Here is a 20,343-nt window from a genome sequence, read left to right as displayed (position 1 = left end):
TCAGGGAACACACCCATGCCCCGCCAACACGCCATCGAAGACTATCGCAACTTCGGCATCATGGCGCATATCGACGCCGGTAAGACGACCACGACCGAGCGCATCCTCTATTACACCGGCAAGAGCCACAAGATCGGCGAAGTGCACGAAGGTGCTGCGACGATGGACTGGATGGAGCAGGAGCAGGAGCGTGGCATCACGATCACCTCCGCTGCGACCACCGCGTTCTGGAACGGCAAGCGCCTGAACATCATCGACACCCCCGGTCACGTCGACTTCACCATCGAGGTCGAGCGCAGCTTGCGCGTGCTCGACGGCGCCGTCTGCGTGCTCGACTCCAACCAGGGCGTCGAGCCGCAGACCGAGACCGTCTGGCGTCAGGGCGACAAGTACAAGGTGCCGCGCATCGTCTTCGCGAACAAGATGGACAAGACCGGCGCCGACTTCTTCAAGTGCCTGTCCGACATCGTCGATCGCCTGGGTGCGAAGCCGGTGGCTATTCAGCTGCCGATCGGCGCGGAGAACAACTTCAAGGGCTGCATCGATCTCGTGACGATGAAGGCGATCGTCTGGAACGACGAGGCGCTCGGCGCGAAGTTCGACTACGCCGAGATTCCGGCTGATCTCGCCGATCAGGCCAAGGAATATCGCGAGAAGCTGGTGGAAGCCGCCGTCGAGCTCGACGACGACGCCCTGGCTGCGTTCCTGGACGGCAACGAGCCGGACGAGGCGACCCTGAAGCGCCTGATCCGCAAGGCGGTGCTGACCGGCGCCTTCTATCCGGTGCTGTGCGGCTCGGCCTTCAAGAACAAGGGCGTGCAGCCCTTGCTCGACGCCGTCGTCGACTATCTGCCGTCGCCGCTCGACGTGCCCGCGATCAAGGGCACCGACGACAAGGGCAACGAGGTCGTGCGCAAGGCGGACGACAAGGAGCCGCTGGCGCTGCTGGCGTTCAAGATCATGGACGACCCGTTCGTCGGCACCATCACTTTCTGCCGCATCTATTCGGGCGTCCTGACCTCGGGCACCGGCGTCGTGAACTCGACCCGCGAGAAGAAGGAACGCATCGGCCGCATGCTGCTGATGCATGCGAACAACCGCGAGGACATCAAGGAAGCCTATGCCGGCGACATCGTCGCTCTTGCAGGCCTCAAGGAAGCCCGCACTGGTGACACGCTGTGCGATCCGTCCAACCAGGTGATCCTGGAAAAGATGGAGTTCCCGGAGCCGGTCATCGAGATCGCGATCGAGCCGAAGTCGAAGGCCGACCAGGAGAAGCTGGGCGTCGCGCTGGCGAAGCTGGCCGCGGAGGATCCGTCCTTCCGCGTGTCGACCGATCACGAGTCGGGCCAGACCATCCTGAAGGGGATGGGCGAGCTCCATCTCGACATCAAGGTCGACATCCTCAAGCGCACCTACAAGGTCGATGCGAACATCGGCGCGCCGCAGGTGGCGTTCCGTGAGCGCATCACCAAGCCGGCCAACGTGGACTACACCCACAAGAAGCAGACCGGCGGTACCGGCCAGTTCGCGGCCGTGAGCCTCGTGGTCGAGCCGAACGAGCCGGGCGGCGGCTATGTGTTCGAGTCCAAGATCGTCGGCGGTGCGGTTCCGAAGGAATACATCCCGGGCGTCGAGAAGGGCATCGAGAGCGTGCTCGGCGCGGGCGTCGTCGCCGGCTTCCCGGTGGTCGACGTCAAGGTGGCGCTGGTCGACGGCAAGTATCACGATGTCGACTCGTCGGCGCTGGCCTTCGAAATCGCCTCTCGTGCGGCTTTCCGCGAGGCGCTGCAGAAGGGCAAGTCGGTTCTGCTCGAGCCGATCATGAAGGTCGAGGTGGTGACCCCGGAAGACTACACCGGCTCGGTCATCGGCGACCTGAACTCGCGTCGTGGCCAGATCCAGGGCCAGGACATGCGCGGCAACGCCAACGTCATCAACGCGATGGTGCCGCTCATGAACATGTTCGGTTACGTGAACAACCTGCGCTCCATGAGCCAGGGTCGCGCGACCTTCACGATGCAGTTCTCGCACTACGCTGAAGCGCCGGCCAACGTGTCGGCCGAAGTCCAGAAGAAGTTTGCCTGATTGTCGCGAGCTCAAGTGAGCGACTGAACGGAGAGTCAAATGGCCAAAGCTAAGTTTGAACGTAACAAGCCCCACTGCAACATCGGCACCATCGGTCACGTCGACCACGGCAAGACCTCGCTGACGGCTGCAATCACCAAGATCCTGGCCGAGACGGGCGGTGCGACGTTCACTGCCTACGACCAGATCGACAAGGCCCCGGAAGAGAAGGCGCGCGGCATCACCATCTCGACCGCGCACGTCGAGTACGAGACCAAGAACCGCCACTACGCGCACGTCGATTGCCCCGGCCACGCCGACTACGTGAAGAACATGATCACCGGCGCCGCGCAGATGGACGGCGCGATCCTGGTCGTGTCGGCCGCTGACGGCCCGATGCCGCAGACCCGTGAGCACATCCTGCTCGCTCGCCAGGTGGGCGTGCCGGCGCTGGTCGTGTTCCTCAACAAGTGCGACATGGTCGACGATCCGGAGCTGCTGGAGCTCGTCGAGCTCGAGGTTCGCGAGCTCCTGTCGAAGTACGAATTCCCGGGCGACAAGATCCCGATCATCAAGGGCTCGGCGCTCGCCGCTCTCGAAGATTCGGACAAGAAGCTCGGCCACGACGCCATCCTCGAGCTGATGCGCAATGTCGACGAGTACATTCCGCAGCCGGAGCGTCCGATCGACCAGCCCTTCCTGATGCCGGTCGAAGACGTGTTCTCGATCTCGGGCCGCGGCACCGTGGTGACCGGCCGTGTCGAGCGCGGCATCATCAAGGTCGGTGAGGAAATCGAGATCGTCGGCATCCGCCCGACCCAGAAGACCACCGTCACCGGCGTCGAAATGTTCCGCAAGCTGCTCGATCAGGGCCAGGCCGGCGACAACATCGGCGCGCTGCTCCGCGGCACCAAGCGCGAGGACGTCGAGCGCGGCCAGGTGCTGTGCAAGCCGGGCTCGGTCAAGCCGCACACCAAGTTCAAGGCTGAGGCCTACATCCTCACCAAGGAAGAGGGCGGCCGTCACACGCCGTTCTTCACCAACTATCGTCCGCAGTTCTACTTCCGCACGACCGACGTGACCGGCGTCGTCCATCTGCCGGAAGGCACCGAGATGGTGATGCCGGGCGACAACATCGCGATGGAAGTGCACCTGATCGTGCCGATCGCGATGGAGGAGAAGCTGCGCTTCGCCATCCGCGAGGGCGGCCGTACCGTCGGCGCCGGCGTCGTCGCCTCGATCATCGAGTAACAACAGCGAATAGGGAATGGCGGGTGGCGAATGGAGATTATCCATTCGCCGTTCGCTACTCGCCACTCACTACTCACAGAAAGATACGGCAATGAACGGCCAAAATATCCGCATCCGTCTCAAGGCGTTTGACCATCGTATCCTCGATACGTCGACGCGCGAGATCGTCAACACGGCGAAACGGACCGGCGCGCAGGTTCGCGGACCCATTCCGCTGCCGACCCGCATCGAGAAGTTCACCGTGAACCGTTCGCCGCACGTCGACAAGAAGAGCCGCGAGCAGTTCGAGATGCGCACCCACAAGCGCCTGCTCGACATCGTCGATCCGACCCCGCAGACCGTCGATGCTTTGATGAAGCTCGATCTGGCCGCCGGTGTCGACGTCGAGATCAAGCTCTAAGTTTTTGGATTCACGTTCGCACCTCACGCGGACATAGAGAAGAACAGGAAGCACGCCGATGCGCTCCGGAGTGATCGCACAAAAGGTCGGGATGACGCGGGTCTTCACGGAGACCGGCGAACATATCCCCGTGACCGTGCTGAAGCTCGGCAATTGCCAGGTGGTCGGTCACCGCACCACCGAGAAGAACGGCTACGTCGCTCTGCAGCTCGGCAGCGGCAGCCGCAAGACGGTCTACATGCCGAAGGCCGAGCGCGGTCAGTTCGCGGTCGCCAAGGTCGAGCCGAAGCGCAAGCTCGCCGAATTCCGTGTCAGCGAGGACTCGCTGATTCCGGTCGGCGCCGAGATCCAGGCCGATCACTTCGTCGTCGGCCAGTTCGTCGACGTCACCGGCACCTCGGTCGGTAAGGGCTTCGCCGGCGGTATGAAGCGCTGGAACTTCGGCGGTCTGCGCGCCACGCACGGTGTCTCGATCTCGCACCGTTCGATCGGTTCGACCGGTGGCCGTCAGGACCCCGGCAAGACCTGGAAGAACAAGAAGATGCCCGGTCACATGGGTGTCGATCGCATCACCACGCTGAACCTGCGTGTGGTGCAGACGGATGTCGAGCGTGGCCTGATCCTGGTGGAAGGCGCGGTGCCCGGCTCCAAGGGTGGCTGGATCTCGGTGCGCGACGCCGTGAAGAAGCCGCTGCCGAAGGAAGCGCCGAAGCCCGGCAAGTTCAAGGTCGCGGGTGAGCAGGCTGCCGAAGCGCCGGCCGTGCAGGAGGGCGCATAAATGGAACTGAAAGTCACCACCCTCGAGGGCAAGGAAGCCGGCTCCGTCCAGCTCTCCGACGCCATCTTCGGTCTGGAGCCGCGCGTCGACATCATTCAGCGCTGCGTTCAGTGGCAGCTGAACAAGCGCCAGGCCGGCACCCACAAGGCCAAAGGCCGCGCCGAGATCTGGCGCACCGGCAAGAAGATGTACAAGCAGAAGGGCACCGGCGGTGCTCGTCACGGCTCGGCCCGCGTGCCGCAGTTCCGTGGCGGCGGCCGCGCCTTCGGTCCGGTCGTGCGCTCGCATGCGACCGACCTGCCGAAGAAGGTCCGTGCGCTGGCGCTGAAGCATGCGCTGTCGGCCAAGGCCAAGGACGGTGATCTTGTCGTGCTGGAGAACGCCACCCTCGAGGCGGCGAAGACCAAGGCGCTGATCGGTCACTTCTCCGGTCTCGGCCTGACCAACGCGCTGATCATCGACGGTGCTGAGCTGCACAACGGCTTTGCCGCTGCAGCCCGTAACATCCCGAACCTGGACGTGCTGCCGATCCAGGGCATCAACGTCTACGACATCCTGCGCCGTCAGAAGCTCGTGCTGACCAAGGCGGCGATCGATGCGCTGGAGGCGCGCTTCAAATGAAGACCATTGATCCGCGCCACTACGACATCATCATCGCGCCGGTCGTGACCGAGAAGGCGACGTTCGCCTCCGAGCACAACAAGGTTCTGTTCAAGGTGGCCGCCAAGGCGACCAAGCCTCAGATCAAGGAGGCGATCGAGAAGCTGTTCGACGTCAAGGTCAGGAGCGTCAACACGCTCGTCCGCAAGGGCAAGACCAAGGTGTTCCGCGGCAATTTCGGTTCGCAATCGGACAGCAAGCGCGCGATCGTGACCCTCGAAGAGGGCCACCGTATCGACGTGACCACCGGACTGTAAGGCTGAGCTGCCATGGCACTGAAGACATTCAATCCCACGACGCCGGGCCAGCGCCAGCTGGTGATGGTCGATCGTTCGGCCCTGTACAAGGGCAAGCCGGTCAAGGCGCTGACCGAAGGCAAGCAGTCGAGCGGCGGTCGCAACAACACCGGCCGCATCACGGTTCGCTTCCTCGGTGGCGGCCACAAGCAGTCGTATCGTACGGTCGACTTCAAGCGCGACAAGGTCGACGTTCCGGCCACCGTCGAGCGGCTGGAGTATGATCCGAACCGCACCGCCTTCATCGCCCTGGTCAAGTATCAGGACGGCGAGCTCGCCTACATCCTGGCGCCGCAACGCCTGGCGGTCGGCGACACCATCGTCGCCGGCAACTATGTCGACGTGAAGCCGGGCAACGTCATGCCGCTCGGCAACATGCCGGTCGGCACGATCGTGCACAACATCGAGGTCAAGATCGGGAAGGGCGGCCAGCTCGCGCGTTCGGCCGGCACGTATGCTCAGATCGTCGGCCGCGACCAGGACTACGTGATCGTCCGCCTGAACTCGGGCGAGCAACGCCTGGTGCACGGCCGTTGCCGCGGCACCATCGGTGCGGTGTCGAACCCGGACCACATGAACACCTCGATCGGCAAGGCCGGCCGCAAGCGTTGGATGGGTCGTCGCCCGCACAACCGCGGTGTCGCGATGAACCCGATCGACCATCCGCACGGCGGCGGCGAAGGCCGTACCTCGGGCGGTCGTCACCCGGTCACTCCGTGGGGCAAGCCTACCAAGGGCAAGAAGACCCGCACCAACAAGTCGACCGACAAATTCATTCTCTTGAGCCGCCACAAGCGGAAGAAGTAAGGAACGACGGACATGGTTCGTTCAGTCTGGAAAGGCCCGTTCGTCGAGGCGTCGCTGCTCAAGAAGGCAGATGCGGCGCGCGCGTCCGGCCGTCACGACGTCATCAAGATCTGGAGCCGCCGCTCGACCATCCTGCCGCAGTTTGTCGGCCTGACGTTCGGCGTCTACAACGGCCAGAAGCACGTGCCGGTGGCGATCAACGAAGAGATGGTCGGCCACAAGTTCGGCGAGTTCTCGCCGACCCGCACCTTCCACGGCCATTCGGGCGATAAGAAAGCCAAGAAGGCTTGAGGATTAAGCGATGAGCAAACCAAAGCGCGAACGGAGCCTCCCCGAAAACGAGGCCAAGGCTGTGGCCCGGATGCTTCGGGTGAGCCCGCAGAAGCTGAACCTGGTGGCGCAGATGATCCGCGGCCGCAAGGCGTCGGCAGCCCTCGCCGACCTGCAGTTCTCGCGCAAGCGGATTGCGGTCGACGTCAAGAAGTGCCTGGAATCGGCGATCGCCAATGCCGAGAACAATCACGAGCTCGAGGTCGACGATCTCGTCGTTTCGCAGGCTTTCGTCGGCAAGGGAATCGTGATGAAGCGTTTCTCGCCGCGCGGCCGTGGCCGTTCGGGCCGAGTTTTCAAACCGTTTTCGCAGCTGACGATCATTGTCCGTCAGGTCGAGGCGAGCGCTTAAAGCAGGCGCTGGGAGAATACGATGGGTCAAAAGATCAATCCGATCGGTCTGCGTCTCGGCATCAACCGGACCTGGGATTCGCGCTGGTTCGCTGGCAAGGCCGAGTACGGCAAGCTGCTGCATGAAGACGTCAAGATCCGCGAGATCCTGCACAAGGAGCTCAAGCAGGCGGCCGTCGCCCGCATCGTGATCGAGCGTCCGCACAAGAAGTGCCGCGTCACGATCCACTCGGCACGTCCGGGCGTCGTGATCGGCAAGAAGGGCGCCGACATCGACAAGCTGCGCAAGCGTGTCGCCGACATCACCTCGTCGGACGTCGTCATCAACATCGTCGAGATCCGCAAGCCCGAGCTCGATGCGACCCTGGTCGCCGAGTCGATCGCGCAGCAGCTCGAGCGCCGCGTGGCGTTCCGGCGCGCCATGAAGCGCGCCGTGCAGTCGGCGATGCGTCTCGGCGCCGAGGGCATCCGCATCAACTGCTCGGGTCGTCTGGGCGGTGCGGAAATCGCCCGCATGGAATGGTACCGCGAGGGCCGGGTGCCGCTGCACACGCTGCGCGCCGACATCGACTACGGTGTGGCCACCGCGTTCACCACTTTCGGCACCTGCGGCGTGAAGGTCTGGATCTTCAAGGGCGAGATCCTCGAGCACGATCCGATGGCACAGGACAAGCGGATGAACGAAGGCGGCGGCGAGAGCTCGCAGCCGCGGTCGCGCCGCGACGCGGCCTGATCGATCAGCCGCGACAAGACAGGTTTGAGGGCTCAAAGCCATGATGCAACCAAAGAAGACCAAGTTCCGAAAGGCGCATAAGGGCCGTATCCACGGCGTTGCGTCCTCGGGCGCGACGCTGGCCTTCGGCCAGTTCGGGCTGAAGGCGATGGAGCCGGACCGCGTCACCGCGCGCCAGATCGAGGCCGCCCGTCGTGCCTTGACCCGTCACATGAAGCGCGCCGGCCGCGTCTGGATCCGGGTGTTCCCGGATCTTCCGGTGTCGAAGAAGCCGGCCGAGGTCCGCATGGGCTCCGGCAAGGGCTCGCCGGAATTGTGGGTGGCCCGCGTCAAGCCGGGCCGGGTGATGTTCGAGATCGACGGCGTGAGCACCCAGATCGCGCGCGAGGCGCTGCTGCTGGCGGCCGCCAAGCTGCCGATCAAGACGCGCTTCGTCGAACGCATTGCGGAGTAATGGTCATGGCCGAGATGAAGATTGCCGACATTCGCGCGATGAGCCCCGATCAGATGGACGATGCGATCGTCAACCTGAAGAAGGAGCGTTTCAACCTGCGCTTCCAGCGTGCCACCGGCCAGCTCGAGAACACCGCTCGGCTGCGCGAGGCGCGTCGCGACATCGCCCGTATCAAGACCATCGCCGCGCAGCAGCGCGCCAAGACGAAGTAAGAGGCTCGACATGCCGAAACGGACCCTCCAGGGCGTTGTCGTCAGCGACAAGCAGGCCAAGACGGTGGTCGTGCGCGTCGACCGGCGCTTCACCCACCCGATCTACAAGAAGACCATCCGCCGCTCGAAGAACTACCACGCCCACGACGAGAACAACGAGTTCAAGCCGGGCGACATGGTGTGGATCGAGGAGAGCAAGCCGATCTCGAAGCTGAAGCGCTGGACCGTGGTCCGGGGCGAGCACAAGAAAACCGCCTGAGGCGCGAAGCGGCCCTCGTCGAAGAGGGCCCATTTCGCTTTCGGGATCAAACAAGGCGCAGCTTTCCTGCGCAGCAGATGAAGAGGACGAGGTGCATCAATGATTCAGATGCAGACCAACCTCGACGTGGCCGATAATTCCGGCGCACGCCGTGTCATGTGTATCAAGGTGCTGGGCGGCTCGAAGCGCCGCTATGCCACCGTCGGCGACATCATCGTGGTGTCGATCAAGGAAGCCATTCCGCGTGGCAAGGTGAAGAAGGGCGACGTCATGAAGGCCGTCGTGGTGCGCGTCCGCAAGGACATCCGCCGCGCCGACGGCTCGGTGATCCGCTTCGACCGCAACGCGGCCGTTCTGATCAACAACCAGTCGGAGCCGGTCGGCACCCGCATCTTCGGGCCGGTGCCGCGCGAGCTGCGCGCCAAGAACCACATGAAGATCATTTCGCTTGCGCCGGAGGTGCTGTGATGGCTGCCAAGATCCGCAAGGGCGACAAGGTGATCGTCCTGACCGGCCGCGACAAGGGTCGCACCGGCGAGGTGTTCGAGGTGCGTCCCGACGAGGGCACCGCGCTGGTGCGCGGTATCAACCTGGTGAAGCGTCACCAGAAGCAGACGCAGAACCAGGAGGGCGGCATCATCTCCAAGGAGGCGCCGATCAACCTGTCGAACGTCGCGTATGTCGGTAAGGACGGCAAGCCGACGCGCGTTGGATTCAAGATTCAGGCGGACGGCAAGAAGGTCCGCGTTGCCAAGAGCTCGGGAGTTGAGATCGATGGCTGAGACTGCTTACACCCCGCGCCTCCGCACGGAATATGATCGCCAGATCAAGAGCCAGCTGACCGAGAAGTTCGGCTACGCCAACGTCATGCAGGTGCCGCGGCTCGACAAGGTCGTGCTCAACATGGGCATCGGCGAGGCGGTCAACGACCGCAAGAAGGCGGAGACGGCGGCGGCCGACCTGTCGCTGATCGCCGGCCAGAAGGCGGTCGTGACCTATTCGCGCGTCGCCATCGCGACCTTCAAGCTGCGTGAGAACCAGCCGATCGGCTGCAAGGTCACGTTGCGCAAGACCAAGATGTACGAGTTCATCGACCGCCTGATCAACGTCGCGCTGCCGCGCGTCCGCGACTTCCGCGGTCTGAACCCGAAGAGCTTCGACGGCCGCGGCAACTACTCGCTCGGCATCAAGGAGCACATCATTTTCCCCGAGATCGACTTCGACAAGGCCGGGGAGAGCTGGGGCATGGACATCACGGTGTGCACCACCGCGACGACCGATGATGAGGCCCGTGCCCTTCTGACCGCATTCAATTTCCCGTTCCGGCAGTGAGACGCTGAACAGCTTCTCAAACGCGGATACCCAGGAGCCAAGCATGGCAAAGAAGAGTTCAATCGAGAAGAACAACCGGCGCAAGCGGATGACGAAGAACGCCGCCCCGAAGCGCGCCCGGTTGAAGGCGATCATCGCCGACAAGTCCAAGCCGATGGAGGAGCGCTTTGCCGCGACCCTGAAGCTGGCCGAGATGCCGCGCAATTCGTCGGCGACCCGCATCCGCAACCGGTGCGAGCTGACCGGCCGTCCGCGGTCGAACTATCGCAAGAACAAGCTGAGCCGCATCGCGCTGCGCGAGCTCGGGTCCAAGGGCCTGGTCCCGGGCCTCGTGAAGTCGAGCTGGTAAGGAGGGTCGCACCATGTCAACGCACGATCCCATCAGCGATCTGATCACCCGCATCCGCAACGCGCAGATGCGCTCGAAGTCGAAGGTCTCGACTCCCGGCTCCAAGATGCGCGCCAGCGTGCTCGAGGTGCTGAAGTCCGAAGGCTACATCCGTGGCTATGCCACGCTGGAGCATCCGTCGGGCCGCAGCGAGATCGAGATCGAGCTGAAATATTTCGACGGCGAGCCCGTGATCCGCGAGATCGAGCGCGTCTCCAAGCCCGGCCGCCGCGTTTACACCTCGGTGAAGAACCTGCCGCGCGTGAACAACGGGCTCGGAATTTCTGTTTTGTCGACACCGAAGGGAATCATGGCCGACCATAGCGCGCGTGACGCGAATGTCGGCGGTGAAGTTCTCTTCACGGTGTTCTAAGAAGGATTGAGCCATGTCACGTATTGGCAAGAAGCCTGTGGCGGTGCCGTCCGGTGTGACGGCCTCCGTCGATGGACAGACCGTCAAGATGAAGGGGCCGAAGGGCCAGCTTCAGTTCATCGTCCATGACGACGTGGACGTGAAGTTCGAGAACGGCCAGGTCAAGGTTGCCCCGCGCGCCGAGACCAAGCGCGCCCGTTCGCTGTACGGCACCGCTCGCGCCCAGATCGCGAATCTGGTCGAAGGCGTCACCAAGGGCTTCGAGAAGAAGCTCGAGATCACCGGTGTCGGCTACCGCGCCGCGATGCAGGGCAAGAACCTGCAGCTCGCGCTCGGCTACAGCCACGACGTCGTCTACCAGATCCCGGAAGGCATCACGATCGCGGTGCCGAAGCCCACCGAGATCACGGTCACGGGCATCGACCCGCAGCGCGTCGGCCAGGTGGCCGCCGAAATCCGCGCCTATCGGCCGCCGGAGCCCTACAAGGGCAAGGGCGTGAAGTACGCGGGTGAATTCATCTTCCGCAAGGAAGGCAAGAAGAAGTAACGGAGCCGGACATGTCGAGAGCCAAGGTTACGAATGCCCGGCGCAAGCAGCGTGTGAGGCTGTCGCTGCGCCGCTCCGCGGGCGGCCGTCCGCGTCTGTCGGTGTTCCGCTCGTCGAAGCACATCTACGCTCAGGTCATCGACGACCAGAAGGGCGAGACGCTCGCCTCTGCGTCGTCGATGGAGAAGGAGATGCGCTCGGCCGGCAACACCGGTGCCGACATCGACGCGGCGAAGGCGGTGGGCAAGCTGCTCGCCGAGCGCGCGGTGAAGGCGGGGATCAAGGAAGTCGTGTTCGATCGCGGCGGCTATCTCTATCACGGGCGCGTCAAGGCGCTGGCCGACGCGGCGCGCGAGAGCGGGCTGAGCTTCTAACATCAATGGATATGGGCGTCAGAGCCCCTCAGAAGATTGGATAGCACCATGGCAGGTGAACGGGAACGAGGCGGTCGCGATCGCAAGGAGCGCGAGGAGCGCGACAGCGAGTTCGTCGACAAGCTCGTCCACATCAACCGAGTCGCGAAGGTCGTGAAGGGCGGTAAGCGCTTCGGCTTTGCGGCGCTCGTCGTGATCGGCGATCAGAAGGGCCGGGTCGGGTTCGGCCACGGCAAGGCACGTGAGGTTCCGGAGGCGATCCGCAAGGCGACCGACTCCGCCAAGCGCAACCTGACCCGCGTCGCGCTGCGCGAGGGCCGCACCCTGCACCACGACATCTTCGGTCGTCACGGTGCGGGCCGCGTCTATCTGCGTGCGGCTCCGGCCGGTACCGGCATCATCGCCGGCGGCCCGATGCGCGCCGTGTTCGAGACGTTGGGCATCCAGGACGTGGTGGCGAAGTCGATCGGCTCGTCCAACCCGTACAACATGGTGCGCGCGACTTTCAACGCGCTGAAGCACCAGGATAGCCCGCGCTCGGTCGCCGCGCGCCGCAACATCAAGGTGTCGACTCTGCAGGCCCGCCGCGTCGGTGGCGATGCCGAGGCAGCAGCCGACTAACGCACGCGCGTCGTCCTGCGGATGGCGCAACTCGGAGTGAACACCATGGCTAGCGCCAAGACGATCAAGATCGAGCAGATCGGCAGCCCGATCCGCCGGCATCACTCGCAGCGCGAGACGCTGATCGGGTTGAAGCTCAACAAGATCGGCCGCGTGACCGAGCTGCCGGATACGCCGGCGGTCCGCGGCATGATCACCAAGGTTCATCATCTCGTCCGCATCGTCGACGAGAAGTAAGGAGAAGGGCGATGAAGCTCAGCGATATCGCCGACAACGCCGGCGCGCGCAAGAAGCGCATGCGCGTCGGCCGCGGCATCGGCTCCGGCAAGGGCAAGACCTCCGGCCGTGGCGGCAAGGGCCAGACCGCGCGCTCCGGCGTGCGCATCAAGGGCTTCGAAGGCGGTCAGATGCCGATGCATCGCCGTCTGCCGAAGCGCGGCTTCAACAACATCTTCGCGCTCGATTTCGTCGAGATCAATCTCGACCGGATCCAGCAGGCGATCGACGCCAAGAAGCTCGACGCCGGCAGCGTGATCAACGCCGAGGCGCTGGTGAAGTCGGGCGCGCTGCGGCGGCCGAAGGACGGCGTGCGTCTGCTCGGCCGTGGCGAGCTCACTGCGAAGATCAACATCGAGGTGCATGGCGCCTCGAAGTCGGCGATCGCGGCGGTCGAGAAGGCCGGCGGCACCGTCAAGCTCCTGGCGCCAGCCAAGGACGAAGGCGAGGCTGCGTAACATCTGCGTCATTGCCCTGCCTCCGGCGCATGCCGGATAGGGCAGGGCAATGGACAGAACGCGCCGCGCACCAGATAATATCCGGCGTCTGCCCGGCCCTGCGAGCCCTCGCGGGGCCCAATGCGGTGAAGAAGGGCGGCGGGAGAAAGCTAGACATGGCCTCAGCAGCGGAACAACTGGCGGCAAACCTCAATTTCGGCGCGCTCGCGAAGGCCGATGAGCTGAAGAAGCGCATCTGGTTCACCCTCGGTGCGCTGCTGGTCTACCGCCTCGGCACCTACATTCCGCTGCCAGGCATCGATCCGAACATCTGGGACTCGGTGTTCCGGACCCAGGCCGGCGGCATTCTCGGCATGTTCAACATGTTCGCCGGCGGCGGCATTCACCGCATGGCGATCTTTGCGCTGAACATCATGCCGTACATCTCGGCATCGATCATCATTCAGTTGCTCACCACCGTCTCGCCCCAGCTCGAAGCCCTCAAGAAAGAGGGTGAGGCTGGCCGCAAGATGCTGAATCAGTACACCCGCTATCTGACGGTGATTCTCGCCGCGGTGCAGTCGTACGGCATCGCCGTCGGCCTCGAAGGCGCGGGCAACGTCGTTGCCGATCCCGGCCTGTTCTTCCGCCTCTCCACCGCGATCACGCTGACCGGCGGCACCATGTTCCTGATGTGGCTGGGCGAGCAGATCACCTCGCGCGGCATCGGCAACGGCATCTCGCTGATCATCCTGTCCGGCATCGTGGCCGAGCTGCCCTCGGCGCTCGCCAACATGCTCGAGCTCGGACGTCAGGGCGCGCTGTCGACCGGCCTGATCCTGATTGTCATCGTGATGGCAGTTGCCGTGATCGCCTTCATCGTGTTCGTGGAGCGCGCCCAGCGCCGGCTCCTGATCCAGTATCCGAAGCGCCAGGTCGGCAACAAGATGTTCGAGGGCCAGTCCTCGCATCTGCCGCTCAAGCTGAACACCTCGGGCGTGATCCCGCCGATCTTCGCCTCGTCGCTGCTGCTGCTGCCGACCACGGTCGCCAATTTCAACGCCGGCAAGGGACCCGAGTGGTTCCAGTGGATCACGACGCAGCTCGGTCATGGCCGGCCGCTGTTCCTGGTGCTGTATCTGGCGCTGATCCTGTTCTTTGCCTTCTTCTACACCGCGATCGTGTTCAACCCGACCGAGACCGCGGACAACCTCAAGAAGCACGGCGGATTCATCCCCGGCATCAGGCCGGGCGAGCGCACCGCGGAATATATCGATTACGTGCTGTCGCGGATCACCGTGCTCGGCGCCATCTATCTGGCGATCGTGTGTCTGATCCCGGAAATTCTGATTTCCTACGCTTCCGTCCCGTTCTACTTTGGTGGCACTTCGCTTCTGATCGTGGTCAGCGTTACGATGGATACCGTGGCGCAGGTTCAGGGTTATCTGCTCGCCCATCAATATGAGGGGCTGATCAGGAAGTCGAAGCTGCGGGGGCGCCGCCGCGGATAGCGGCGGATCGCGGCCCGGGAACCACAAAGCCAAGAACAAGGTGTGCGGGAGGGTCGCTCACCGTGTGCCGGGGGGCGAAATTCGATGAGACTCATTCTTCTGGGACCGCCCGGCTCGGGCAAGGGAACGCAGGCGCAGCGCCTCGTGCAGCAGTATGGCATCGTCCAGCTGTCGACCGGTGACATGCTGCGCGCCGCGGTGGCGGCGCAGACGCCGATCGGGCTGAAGGCCAAGGACATCATGGCGGCGGGCGGTCTGGTCCCGGACGAGGTCGTGGTCGGCATCATCGCGGACCGGATCGAGCAGCCCGACGCGGCCAATGGTTTCATCCTCGATGGCTTCCCGCGCACGGTGCCGCAGGCCGAGGCGCTGGATGCGCTGTTGAAGCAGAAGCAGATGAAGCTCGATGCGGTGATCGAACTCCGCGTCAATGAAGGTGTGCTGCTTGAGCGCGTCGAGCGCCGGGCCGCCGAGACCCGCGCGCGCGGCGAAGCTGTTCGGGCCGATGACACGCCGGAGGTCCTCACCAAGCGCCTGGCCAGCTACCGCGACCAGACCGCACCCCTGATCCACTATTATTCCGACCATCGGATGCTGGCGACCGTCGACGGCATGATGCCGATCGAGCAGGTGACCGAGGAGATCGGTCGGATCCTGGCCGCCGTTGGCAAGACCGGCGGTAACCGGGCGGCCAAGAAGGCGAGCCCGGCCAAGCGCAGCGCCAAGGCACCGGGCAAGACGGGGCCGGCAAAATCGGCCAAGAAGGCTGCCAAAAAGGCTCCTAAGGCAGCCGCACCGACGAAAAAGGCAGTCAAGAAGTCCGCCAAGACCGCAAGAAAGGCAGTCAAGACGACGCCGAAGAAGGCCTCCAAGGCTTCGAAGAAGGCTGCCAGGCCCGCCGCCAAGGCCACCAGGGGAACCCGCAAAACCTCTGCAAAGGCTGCAAAAAAGCGTGCGGCGAGGTGATCGAATCTTGTAGGGGCGGTTGACGACCGCCGTGTGAATCCATTAATAAGCCCGCATCAAAGTCGGATGGTTTTCCCAGAGATGCCGGGCCCCACGAATCGAGGGGTGGGCGTCTTGTTCGCGTTTGCGGACACCTGCCCGAGATAGCGAGAATGAAGGCCGGTCCGTCCTGGGATCGGCGACAGGAGAGAAGTCCGTGGCCCGTATTGCCGGTGTCAACATCCCGACCAACAAGCGCGTCCTGATCGCGCTCCAGTACATCCATGGCATCGGCCCGAAGATCGCGGGTGAGATCGTGGAGAAGGTGAAGATCGCGGAAGATCGCCGCGTCAACCAGCTGAGCGACCAGGAAGTCCTGCAGATCCGCGAGATCATCGACCGTGACTACGTCGTCGAGGGTGACCTCCGTCGCGAGACCGGCATCAACATCAAGCGGCTGATGGACCTTGGCTGCTATCGCGGTCTGCGTCATCGCCGCGGCCTGCCGGTGCGTGGTCAGCGCACCCACACCAATGCGCGCACGCGCAAGGGGCCGGCCAAGGCGATCGCCGGCAAGAAGAAGTAATTGGCGAATTGCGAATGCGCGGATAGCGGGTAGGGGGAGCCCTTCTCGCTATTCGCTATTTACCATTCGCTCGTTTGGTGTAGCCGCTGGCATTACGGCGGCGTTGAGATCTCAAGAAAGGTACTTATATGGCCAAGGAAGCCACACGTGTCCGCCGTCGCGAGCGCAAGAACATCGCCTCCGGCGTCGCTCATGTGAATTCGTCGTTCAACAACACCACCATCACCATCACCGACGCACAGGGCAACACCATTGCTTGGTCGTCCGCCGGTACGATGGGTTTCAAGGGATCGCGCAAGTCGACCCCGTATGCCGCGCAGGTCGCGGCGGAGGACGTGTCCAAGAAGGCCCAGGAACATGGCATGCGCACCCTCGAGGTCGAGGTGGCCGGCCCTGGCTCTGGCCGCGAATCGGCGCTGCGCGCGCTGCAGGCTGCGGGCTTCACCGTCACCTCGATCCGCGACGTGACGACGATCCCGCACAATGGTTGCCGTCCGCGCAAGCGTCGGCGCGTCTAATCTGAAAGAGGCGGACAGCATGTCCGCCTCTTCGTGCTTTTGAGACATTTCGACTGCCGCGATCTGAAGCGCGGTTCTCCAACGCCAGTCAGTCAGATCCCATGACTGGCCCATGGGTGAAACAGTGACGATCCAGAAGAATTGGCAAGAATTGATTCGGCCGAACAAGCTCCAGGTCACGCCGGGCTCCGACGCGACCCGTTTCGCCACCGTGGTTGCCGAGCCGCTGGAGCGCGGTTTCGGTCAGACGCTCGGCAATGCGCTTCGCCGCATCCTGCTGTCGTCGCTGCAGGGCGCCGCTGTGCAGTCGGTGCACATCGACGGCGTGCTGCACGAGTTCTCCTCGATCGCCGGTGTCCGCGAGGACGTGACCGACATCGTGCTGAACATCAAGGACATCTCGATCAAGATGCAGGGCGAAGGCCCGAAGCGGATGGTCGTGAAGAAGCAGGGCCCGGGCGCGGTCACCGCCGGTGACATCCAGACCGTCGGCGACATCGTCGTTCTGAACCCCGACCTGCAGCTCTGCACCCTGGACGAGGGTGCCGAGATCCGCATGGAGTTCACGGTCGCGACCGGCAAGGGCTATGTCGCCGCCGATCGCAACCGCCCCGAGGACGCGCCGATCGGCCTGATCCCGGTCGACAGCCTGTTCTCTCCGGTCCGCAAGGTCTCCTACAAGGTCGAGAACACCCGCGAGGGCCAGATCCTCGACTACGACAAGCTGACCATGACGATCGAGACCAACGGCGCGATCACGCCGGAGGACGCGGTGGCTTATGCCGCCCGCATCCTGCAGGACCAGCTCAACGTCTTCGTCAACTTCGAAGAGCCGCGCAAGGAAGTCGCCCAGGAGATCATCCCGGACCTCGCCTTCAACCCGGCCTTCCTCAAGAAGGTGGACGAGCTCGAGCTGTCGGTGCGTTCGGCGAACTGCCTGAAGAACGACAACATCGTCTACATCGGCGACCTCGTGCAGAAGTCGGAAGCAGAGATGCTGCGCACCCCGAACTTCGGCCGCAAGTCGCTGAACGAGATCAAGGAAGTGCTGGCCCAGATGGGTCTGCATCTCGGCATGGAAGTGCCGGGCTGGCCGCCGGAGAACATCGACGAGCTGGCCAAGCGCTTCGAAGATCATTACTGAGCGAATAGGGAGTGGCGAATAGCGAGTAGGAAGTGGCGAATAGGAAGAACTATTCGCTACTCGCCATTCGCTACTCGCACTTCTGGGCGAACGCAGGCAGCCCACCTGAGCAACATGTCCGACGAACCGTCGCGGCAGATTGAAATGAAGGACTAAGACAATGCGTCACGGCAAGGTTCATCGGAAGCTCAACCGCACCGCCGAGCATCGCAAGGCGATGTTCGCCAACATGTGCGCCGCGCTGATCAAGCACGAGCAGATCGTCACCACGCTGCCGAAGGCCAAGGAGCTCAGGCCGATCGTCGAGAAGCTCGTCACGCTCGGCAAGAAGGGCGGCTTGGCGTTGCGCCGCCAGGCGATCGCGGAGATGCGCGATGTCGACCAGGTCAAGAAGCTGTTCGACGTCCTGGCGCCGCGCTACAAGGACCGCAACGGCGGCTACACCCGCATCATCAAGGCCGGCTTCCGCTACGGCGACAATGCCGCGATGGCCGTGATCGAGTTCGTCGACCGCGACGTCGATGCCAAGGGTCAAGATTCCGGCCCGGTGCAGGAGACCTCGGAAGCCGCGTAAGCGTCGTTCCGATCCGAGTTTCAAAACGGCGCCTTCGGGCGCCGTTTTTATTTTGAGGATCCGTAGCCCGGCTGAGCAAAGCGACATCCGGGGTTCGTCTGCACAGCTCGTGTGGCGCCGGATATCGCTGCGCTCATCCGGGCTACGATCGATCAGAAGGAATCAGCGCTGCATGTAGCGCGTTGCGTTGGCGCGACGACGCCCCACATCCGTTCCTTCGGCACAACGGAGAGCTGCTTATGCACATCGACCTTTCGGGAAAGACCGCCCTCGTCACCGGCTCCACTGCCGGGATCGGCTTTGCCATCGCCAAGGGGCTTGCCGCGTCCGGCGCGGAGGTCGTCATCAATGGTCGCAGCCAAGCCCGTGTCGATGAGGCGGTCGCCAAGCTCAAGCAGCTGGTCCCAGCAGCCAAGCTGCGCGGCGTCGCCGGCGATGTCGCTCAGATCCAAGGCTGCAACGCCATCGTCACGGCGCTTCCCGAGGTCGACATCCTCGTCAACAATGCCGGCATCTTCGAGCCCAAGGACTTCTTCGACATTCCCGACGAGGACTGGAGCCGCTTCTTCGAGGTCAACGTCATGTCCGGCGTGCGCTTGGCGCGCGCCTACATGCAGGGCATGCTGAAGCGCAACTGGGGTCGCATCATCTTCATCTCCTCGGAGTCGGCGGTGAACATCCCGACCGAGATGATCCATTACGGCATGACCAAGACCGCGCAGCTCGCGGTCTCCCGCGGCCTCGCCAAACTGACCCGCGGCACCGGCGTGACCGTCAATGCGGTGCTGCCGGGACCGACGATGTCGGAAGGCGTCGAGACCTTCGTCAAGGATCTCGCCCGCCAGAACGGGCAGTCGGAGGAGGAGGCGGCCTCGTCTTTCGTCAAGCAGCACCGGCCGGCCTCGCTGCTGCAGCGCTTCGCCGGCGTCGATGAGATCGCCAACATGGTCGTCTACGCCGCCTCGCCGCAGGCCTCCGCCACCAACGGCGCCGCGCTGCGCGCCGAAGGCGGTATCCTCGACACCATCGCCTGAGGCAGCCATGGCGGCTTACGTCATCTCCGAGGTCGAGGTGCGCGACATCGAGGCGATGGAGCGCAATCGCACCCGCGCGGCGGGCTCGATCGCGCAATACGGCGGGCGCTATCTGGTCCGGGGCGGGGCCGCCGAGACGGTCGAAGGCGGCCCGCCCGCCAAGACCCTCATCATCGTGGAGTTTCCGTCGATGGCGCGGCTGCGCGAATGGTATGCGTCGGCCGAATACGCCGAAGCCCTGGGCGAGCGCTGGAAGGCGCTGGACCGTCGGCTGATTTTCGTCGAGGGTGCTGCACCTGCGTAGAGAACGGACTCCGTTGCGCTCATGCTGACCATCACCCCCCGCCGCAAGCGTTGGCTCAAGCTGACCTCGGCGCGGTGGCAGCGGCGGGTGCTGTTCGTGGCCGGCGGCCTGGTGGTGGGCGCCGCGGCGGTGGCGCTGGCGGAGCTCGCCGACCTGGCCCAGCTCGCCTTCAATTGGCTGCTGTCGAAATCGCGCTACGCGTCCCTGGTGATGACGCCCGCCGGCTTCGCGCTGTCGGTCTATCTGACCCAGCGCTACTTCCCCAATGCGCAAGGCAGCGGCATTCCGCAGGCGATCGCCGCACGGCACCTGACGGATACAAGCGCGCAGCCCGCTGGTGTCGATCCGCATCGCCATCGGCAAGGTGCTTTTGACCTTGCTCGGACTGCTCTGTGGCGGCTCGGTCGGCCGCGAGGGTCCGACGGTGCAGGTCGGCGCCTCCATCATGTTCGCGCTGGGCCGGCTGTCGCCGCGCCGCCAGCCCGGCCTGATCCTGGCTGGCGCGCCGCCGCTGGGGTCGCGGCCGCCTTCAACATGCCGCTCGCCGGCATCGTGTTCGGCATCGAGGAGATGAGCCGCGCCTGCGAGACGCGGACCTCGAGTCTCGTCATCGCCACCGTGATCGCCGCGGGCCTGACCTCGCTGGCCTTGATGGGCAACTACGCCTATTTCGGCACGACGCCGCTCGCGCTCGGCAAGGGTATCGACCTCGCGTCTCATCTGCGAGGAGGGGCTCTACCACGCCCTCGCCAAGGGCTTCGTCGCCAGAGCTGAGACAAAG

Annotated in this window: 31 protein-coding genes and 1 pseudogene; all 32 read left to right on the top strand. The window is 64.1% G+C overall.

Going from position 1 to position 20,343, the window contains the following annotated elements; all coding sequences use genetic code 11:
• Positions 1-15: 15 nt before the first annotated feature.
• Entirely contained in the window at positions 16-2,088 is a 2,073-nt protein-coding gene (gene fusA, locus QX039_RS15645; protein ID WP_315737597.1) for an elongation factor G, read from the top strand.
• A 39-nt stretch (positions 2,089-2,127) separates the two neighbouring features.
• On the top strand, positions 2,128-3,318 hold the full coding sequence (tuf, locus tag QX039_RS15640) for an elongation factor Tu (RefSeq protein WP_006611837.1): 1,191 nt from the start codon (positions 2,128-2,130) through the stop codon (positions 3,316-3,318).
• A gap of 91 nt (positions 3,319-3,409) precedes the next feature.
• The gene (gene rpsJ, locus QX039_RS15635) at positions 3,410-3,718 is read left to right on the top strand and encodes a 30S ribosomal protein S10 (RefSeq protein WP_002712302.1); all 309 of its coding nucleotides are present in this window, start codon (positions 3,410-3,412) and stop codon (positions 3,716-3,718) included.
• A gap of 58 nt (positions 3,719-3,776) precedes the next feature.
• On the top strand, positions 3,777-4,496 hold the full coding sequence (gene rplC / locus QX039_RS15630) for a 50S ribosomal protein L3 (protein WP_006611838.1): 720 nt from the start codon (positions 3,777-3,779) through the stop codon (positions 4,494-4,496).
• Positions 4,497-5,117 (top strand): 50S ribosomal protein L4, encoded by a 621-nt coding sequence (gene rplD / locus QX039_RS15625; protein WP_315737598.1) that lies wholly within the window; start codon positions 4,497-4,499, stop codon positions 5,115-5,117.
• The gene (locus QX039_RS15620) at positions 5,114-5,413 is read left to right on the top strand and encodes a 50S ribosomal protein L23 (RefSeq protein WP_315737599.1); all 300 of its coding nucleotides are present in this window, start codon (positions 5,114-5,116) and stop codon (positions 5,411-5,413) included. The genes rplD and QX039_RS15620 overlap by 4 nt, the downstream gene beginning before the upstream one ends.
• A 12-nt stretch (positions 5,414-5,425) precedes the next feature.
• Positions 5,426-6,259, top strand: a complete 834-nt coding sequence (rplB, locus tag QX039_RS15615; protein ID WP_006611841.1) for a 50S ribosomal protein L2 — start codon at positions 5,426-5,428, stop codon at positions 6,257-6,259.
• A gap of 12 nt (positions 6,260-6,271) precedes the next feature.
• Positions 6,272-6,550, top strand: coding sequence for a 30S ribosomal protein S19 (gene rpsS, locus QX039_RS15610; protein WP_006611842.1), 279 nt, complete (start codon positions 6,272-6,274; stop codon positions 6,548-6,550).
• Between the two features lie 10 nt (positions 6,551-6,560).
• The gene (rplV, locus tag QX039_RS15605) at positions 6,561-6,941 is read left to right on the top strand and encodes a 50S ribosomal protein L22 (protein WP_315714562.1); all 381 of its coding nucleotides are present in this window, start codon (positions 6,561-6,563) and stop codon (positions 6,939-6,941) included.
• A gap of 21 nt (positions 6,942-6,962) precedes the next feature.
• Positions 6,963-7,673 (top strand): 30S ribosomal protein S3, encoded by a 711-nt coding sequence (rpsC, locus tag QX039_RS15600; RefSeq protein ID WP_012045041.1) that lies wholly within the window; start codon positions 6,963-6,965, stop codon positions 7,671-7,673.
• A gap of 40 nt (positions 7,674-7,713) precedes the next feature.
• A complete protein-coding gene (gene rplP, locus QX039_RS15595) occupies positions 7,714-8,127 on the top strand; it encodes a 50S ribosomal protein L16 (RefSeq protein ID WP_315737600.1) in 414 nt (137 codons plus the stop codon).
• A 5-nt stretch (positions 8,128-8,132) separates the two neighbouring features.
• On the top strand, positions 8,133-8,339 hold the full coding sequence (rpmC, locus tag QX039_RS15590) for a 50S ribosomal protein L29 (RefSeq protein WP_006611846.1): 207 nt from the start codon (positions 8,133-8,135) through the stop codon (positions 8,337-8,339).
• 10 nt (positions 8,340-8,349) lie between these two features.
• Positions 8,350-8,598: a 30S ribosomal protein S17 gene (gene rpsQ, locus QX039_RS15585; RefSeq protein ID WP_008963469.1), complete on the top strand. Its 249-nt coding sequence runs from the start codon at positions 8,350-8,352 to the stop codon at positions 8,596-8,598.
• A gap of 99 nt (positions 8,599-8,697) precedes the next feature.
• The gene (gene rplN / locus QX039_RS15580) at positions 8,698-9,066 is read left to right on the top strand and encodes a 50S ribosomal protein L14 (protein ID WP_006611848.1); all 369 of its coding nucleotides are present in this window, start codon (positions 8,698-8,700) and stop codon (positions 9,064-9,066) included.
• Positions 9,066-9,380 (top strand): 50S ribosomal protein L24, encoded by a 315-nt coding sequence (gene rplX, locus QX039_RS15575; RefSeq protein WP_315737601.1) that lies wholly within the window; start codon positions 9,066-9,068, stop codon positions 9,378-9,380. Before rplN ends, rplX begins: the two co-directional genes overlap by 1 nt.
• Positions 9,373-9,930 (top strand): 50S ribosomal protein L5, encoded by a 558-nt coding sequence (gene rplE / locus QX039_RS15570; protein WP_315737602.1) that lies wholly within the window; start codon positions 9,373-9,375, stop codon positions 9,928-9,930. The genes rplX and rplE overlap by 8 nt, the downstream gene beginning before the upstream one ends.
• A 43-nt stretch (positions 9,931-9,973) precedes the next feature.
• Entirely contained in the window at positions 9,974-10,279 is a 306-nt protein-coding gene (gene rpsN / locus QX039_RS15565) for a 30S ribosomal protein S14 (RefSeq protein ID WP_315737603.1), read from the top strand.
• Between the two features lie 13 nt (positions 10,280-10,292).
• Complete coding sequence (gene rpsH / locus QX039_RS15560) at positions 10,293-10,691, top strand: 30S ribosomal protein S8 (RefSeq protein ID WP_315714559.1); 399 nt, start codon at positions 10,293-10,295, stop codon at positions 10,689-10,691.
• 13 nt (positions 10,692-10,704) lie between these two features.
• The gene (rplF, locus tag QX039_RS15555; RefSeq protein ID WP_172108074.1) at positions 10,705-11,238 is read left to right on the top strand and encodes a 50S ribosomal protein L6; all 534 of its coding nucleotides are present in this window, start codon (positions 10,705-10,707) and stop codon (positions 11,236-11,238) included.
• Positions 11,239-11,249: 11 nt separating this feature from the next.
• Positions 11,250-11,612: a 50S ribosomal protein L18 gene (gene rplR / locus QX039_RS15550; protein ID WP_006611854.1), complete on the top strand. Its 363-nt coding sequence runs from the start codon at positions 11,250-11,252 to the stop codon at positions 11,610-11,612.
• A 48-nt stretch (positions 11,613-11,660) separates the two neighbouring features.
• A complete protein-coding gene (gene rpsE, locus QX039_RS15545; protein ID WP_006611855.1) occupies positions 11,661-12,233 on the top strand; it encodes a 30S ribosomal protein S5 in 573 nt (190 codons plus the stop codon).
• Positions 12,234-12,278: 45 nt separating this feature from the next.
• On the top strand, positions 12,279-12,470 hold the full coding sequence (gene rpmD, locus QX039_RS15540) for a 50S ribosomal protein L30 (protein ID WP_006611856.1): 192 nt from the start codon (positions 12,279-12,281) through the stop codon (positions 12,468-12,470).
• A gap of 11 nt (positions 12,471-12,481) precedes the next feature.
• A complete protein-coding gene (gene rplO, locus QX039_RS15535) occupies positions 12,482-12,967 on the top strand; it encodes a 50S ribosomal protein L15 (protein ID WP_315737604.1) in 486 nt (161 codons plus the stop codon).
• Between the two features lie 155 nt (positions 12,968-13,122).
• Positions 13,123-14,457: a preprotein translocase subunit SecY gene (gene secY / locus QX039_RS15530; RefSeq protein WP_315714557.1), complete on the top strand. Its 1,335-nt coding sequence runs from the start codon at positions 13,123-13,125 to the stop codon at positions 14,455-14,457.
• 84 nt (positions 14,458-14,541) lie between these two features.
• Positions 14,542-15,423 carry an adenylate kinase gene (locus QX039_RS15525; protein WP_315737605.1) on the top strand — a complete coding sequence of 294 codons (882 nt, stop codon included), beginning with the start codon at positions 14,542-14,544 and terminating at the stop codon, positions 15,421-15,423.
• Between the two features lie 196 nt (positions 15,424-15,619).
• The gene (rpsM, locus tag QX039_RS15520; RefSeq protein WP_006611860.1) at positions 15,620-15,988 is read left to right on the top strand and encodes a 30S ribosomal protein S13; all 369 of its coding nucleotides are present in this window, start codon (positions 15,620-15,622) and stop codon (positions 15,986-15,988) included.
• Between the two features lie 128 nt (positions 15,989-16,116).
• Positions 16,117-16,506 (top strand): 30S ribosomal protein S11, encoded by a 390-nt coding sequence (rpsK, locus tag QX039_RS15515; protein WP_012045029.1) that lies wholly within the window; start codon positions 16,117-16,119, stop codon positions 16,504-16,506.
• 112 nt (positions 16,507-16,618) lie between these two features.
• Complete coding sequence (locus tag QX039_RS15510; RefSeq protein ID WP_315737606.1) at positions 16,619-17,650, top strand: DNA-directed RNA polymerase subunit alpha; 1,032 nt, start codon at positions 16,619-16,621, stop codon at positions 17,648-17,650.
• Positions 17,651-17,810: 160 nt separating this feature from the next.
• Positions 17,811-18,224: a 50S ribosomal protein L17 gene (gene rplQ / locus QX039_RS15505; protein WP_006611863.1), complete on the top strand. Its 414-nt coding sequence runs from the start codon at positions 17,811-17,813 to the stop codon at positions 18,222-18,224.
• 239 nt (positions 18,225-18,463) lie between these two features.
• The gene (locus tag QX039_RS15500; protein WP_315737607.1) at positions 18,464-19,258 is read left to right on the top strand and encodes an SDR family oxidoreductase; all 795 of its coding nucleotides are present in this window, start codon (positions 18,464-18,466) and stop codon (positions 19,256-19,258) included.
• 7 nt (positions 19,259-19,265) lie between these two features.
• The gene (locus tag QX039_RS15495; RefSeq protein WP_315737608.1) at positions 19,266-19,562 is read left to right on the top strand and encodes a DUF1330 domain-containing protein; all 297 of its coding nucleotides are present in this window, start codon (positions 19,266-19,268) and stop codon (positions 19,560-19,562) included.
• 21 nt (positions 19,563-19,583) lie between these two features.
• Positions 19,584-20,270: pseudogene (locus QX039_RS15490) on the top strand (chloride channel protein); the annotation flags it as partial.
• Positions 20,271-20,343 lie beyond the last annotated feature (73 nt).

It is taken from the genome of Bradyrhizobium sp. SZCCHNR1043 (assembly GCF_032489675.1).
In the GTDB taxonomy this organism is placed as follows: Bacteria; Pseudomonadota; Alphaproteobacteria; order Rhizobiales; family Xanthobacteraceae; genus Bradyrhizobium.
This window is presented reverse-complemented; position numbering and strand designations above follow the sequence as displayed.

Bases quoted from the DNA above. Each gene is read 5' to 3' on its own strand.
- rpsE (WP_006611855.1), top strand. From the start codon at position 11,661: ATGGCAGGTGAACGGGAACGAGGCGGTCGCGATCGCAAGGAGCGCGAG.
- rplB (WP_006611841.1), top strand. From the start codon at position 5,426: ATGGCACTGAAGACATTCAATCCCACGACGCCGGGCCAGCGCCAGCTG.
- rpsH (WP_315714559.1), top strand. From the start codon at position 10,293: ATGTCAACGCACGATCCCATCAGCGATCTGATCACCCGCATCCGCAAC.
- QX039_RS15620 (WP_315737599.1), top strand. From the start codon at position 5,114: ATGAAGACCATTGATCCGCGCCACTACGACATCATCATCGCGCCGGTC.
- rpsC (WP_012045041.1), top strand. From the start codon at position 6,963: ATGGGTCAAAAGATCAATCCGATCGGTCTGCGTCTCGGCATCAACCGG.
- rplP (WP_315737600.1), top strand. From the start codon at position 7,714: ATGATGCAACCAAAGAAGACCAAGTTCCGAAAGGCGCATAAGGGCCGT.
- rplD (WP_315737598.1), top strand. From the start codon at position 4,497: ATGGAACTGAAAGTCACCACCCTCGAGGGCAAGGAAGCCGGCTCCGTC.
- rplO (WP_315737604.1), top strand. From the start codon at position 12,482: ATGAAGCTCAGCGATATCGCCGACAACGCCGGCGCGCGCAAGAAGCGC.
- rpsJ (WP_002712302.1), top strand. From the start codon at position 3,410: ATGAACGGCCAAAATATCCGCATCCGTCTCAAGGCGTTTGACCATCGT.
- secY (WP_315714557.1), top strand. From the start codon at position 13,123: ATGGCCTCAGCAGCGGAACAACTGGCGGCAAACCTCAATTTCGGCGCG.
- rplR (WP_006611854.1), top strand. From the start codon at position 11,250: ATGTCGAGAGCCAAGGTTACGAATGCCCGGCGCAAGCAGCGTGTGAGG.
- tuf (WP_006611837.1), top strand. From the start codon at position 2,128: ATGGCCAAAGCTAAGTTTGAACGTAACAAGCCCCACTGCAACATCGGC.
- rplX (WP_315737601.1), top strand. From the start codon at position 9,066: ATGGCTGCCAAGATCCGCAAGGGCGACAAGGTGATCGTCCTGACCGGC.
- rpmD (WP_006611856.1), top strand. From the start codon at position 12,279: ATGGCTAGCGCCAAGACGATCAAGATCGAGCAGATCGGCAGCCCGATC.
- rplQ (WP_006611863.1), top strand. From the start codon at position 17,811: ATGCGTCACGGCAAGGTTCATCGGAAGCTCAACCGCACCGCCGAGCAT.
- rpsQ (WP_008963469.1), top strand. From the start codon at position 8,350: ATGCCGAAACGGACCCTCCAGGGCGTTGTCGTCAGCGACAAGCAGGCC.
- rplN (WP_006611848.1), top strand. From the start codon at position 8,698: ATGATTCAGATGCAGACCAACCTCGACGTGGCCGATAATTCCGGCGCA.
- fusA (WP_315737597.1), top strand. From the start codon at position 16: ATGCCCCGCCAACACGCCATCGAAGACTATCGCAACTTCGGCATCATG.
- rplF (WP_172108074.1), top strand. From the start codon at position 10,705: ATGTCACGTATTGGCAAGAAGCCTGTGGCGGTGCCGTCCGGTGTGACG.
- rpmC (WP_006611846.1), top strand. From the start codon at position 8,133: ATGGCCGAGATGAAGATTGCCGACATTCGCGCGATGAGCCCCGATCAG.
- rpsK (WP_012045029.1), top strand. From the start codon at position 16,117: ATGGCCAAGGAAGCCACACGTGTCCGCCGTCGCGAGCGCAAGAACATC.
- rpsN (WP_315737603.1), top strand. From the start codon at position 9,974: ATGGCAAAGAAGAGTTCAATCGAGAAGAACAACCGGCGCAAGCGGATG.
- QX039_RS15495 (WP_315737608.1), top strand. From the start codon at position 19,266: ATGGCGGCTTACGTCATCTCCGAGGTCGAGGTGCGCGACATCGAGGCG.
- QX039_RS15510 (WP_315737606.1), top strand. From the start codon at position 16,619: ATGGGTGAAACAGTGACGATCCAGAAGAATTGGCAAGAATTGATTCGG.
- rplC (WP_006611838.1), top strand. From the start codon at position 3,777: ATGCGCTCCGGAGTGATCGCACAAAAGGTCGGGATGACGCGGGTCTTC.
- rpsS (WP_006611842.1), top strand. From the start codon at position 6,272: ATGGTTCGTTCAGTCTGGAAAGGCCCGTTCGTCGAGGCGTCGCTGCTC.
- QX039_RS15525 (WP_315737605.1), top strand. From the start codon at position 14,542: ATGAGACTCATTCTTCTGGGACCGCCCGGCTCGGGCAAGGGAACGCAG.
- rplV (WP_315714562.1), top strand. From the start codon at position 6,561: ATGAGCAAACCAAAGCGCGAACGGAGCCTCCCCGAAAACGAGGCCAAG.
- rplE (WP_315737602.1), top strand. From the start codon at position 9,373: ATGGCTGAGACTGCTTACACCCCGCGCCTCCGCACGGAATATGATCGC.
- QX039_RS15500 (WP_315737607.1), top strand. From the start codon at position 18,464: ATGCACATCGACCTTTCGGGAAAGACCGCCCTCGTCACCGGCTCCACT.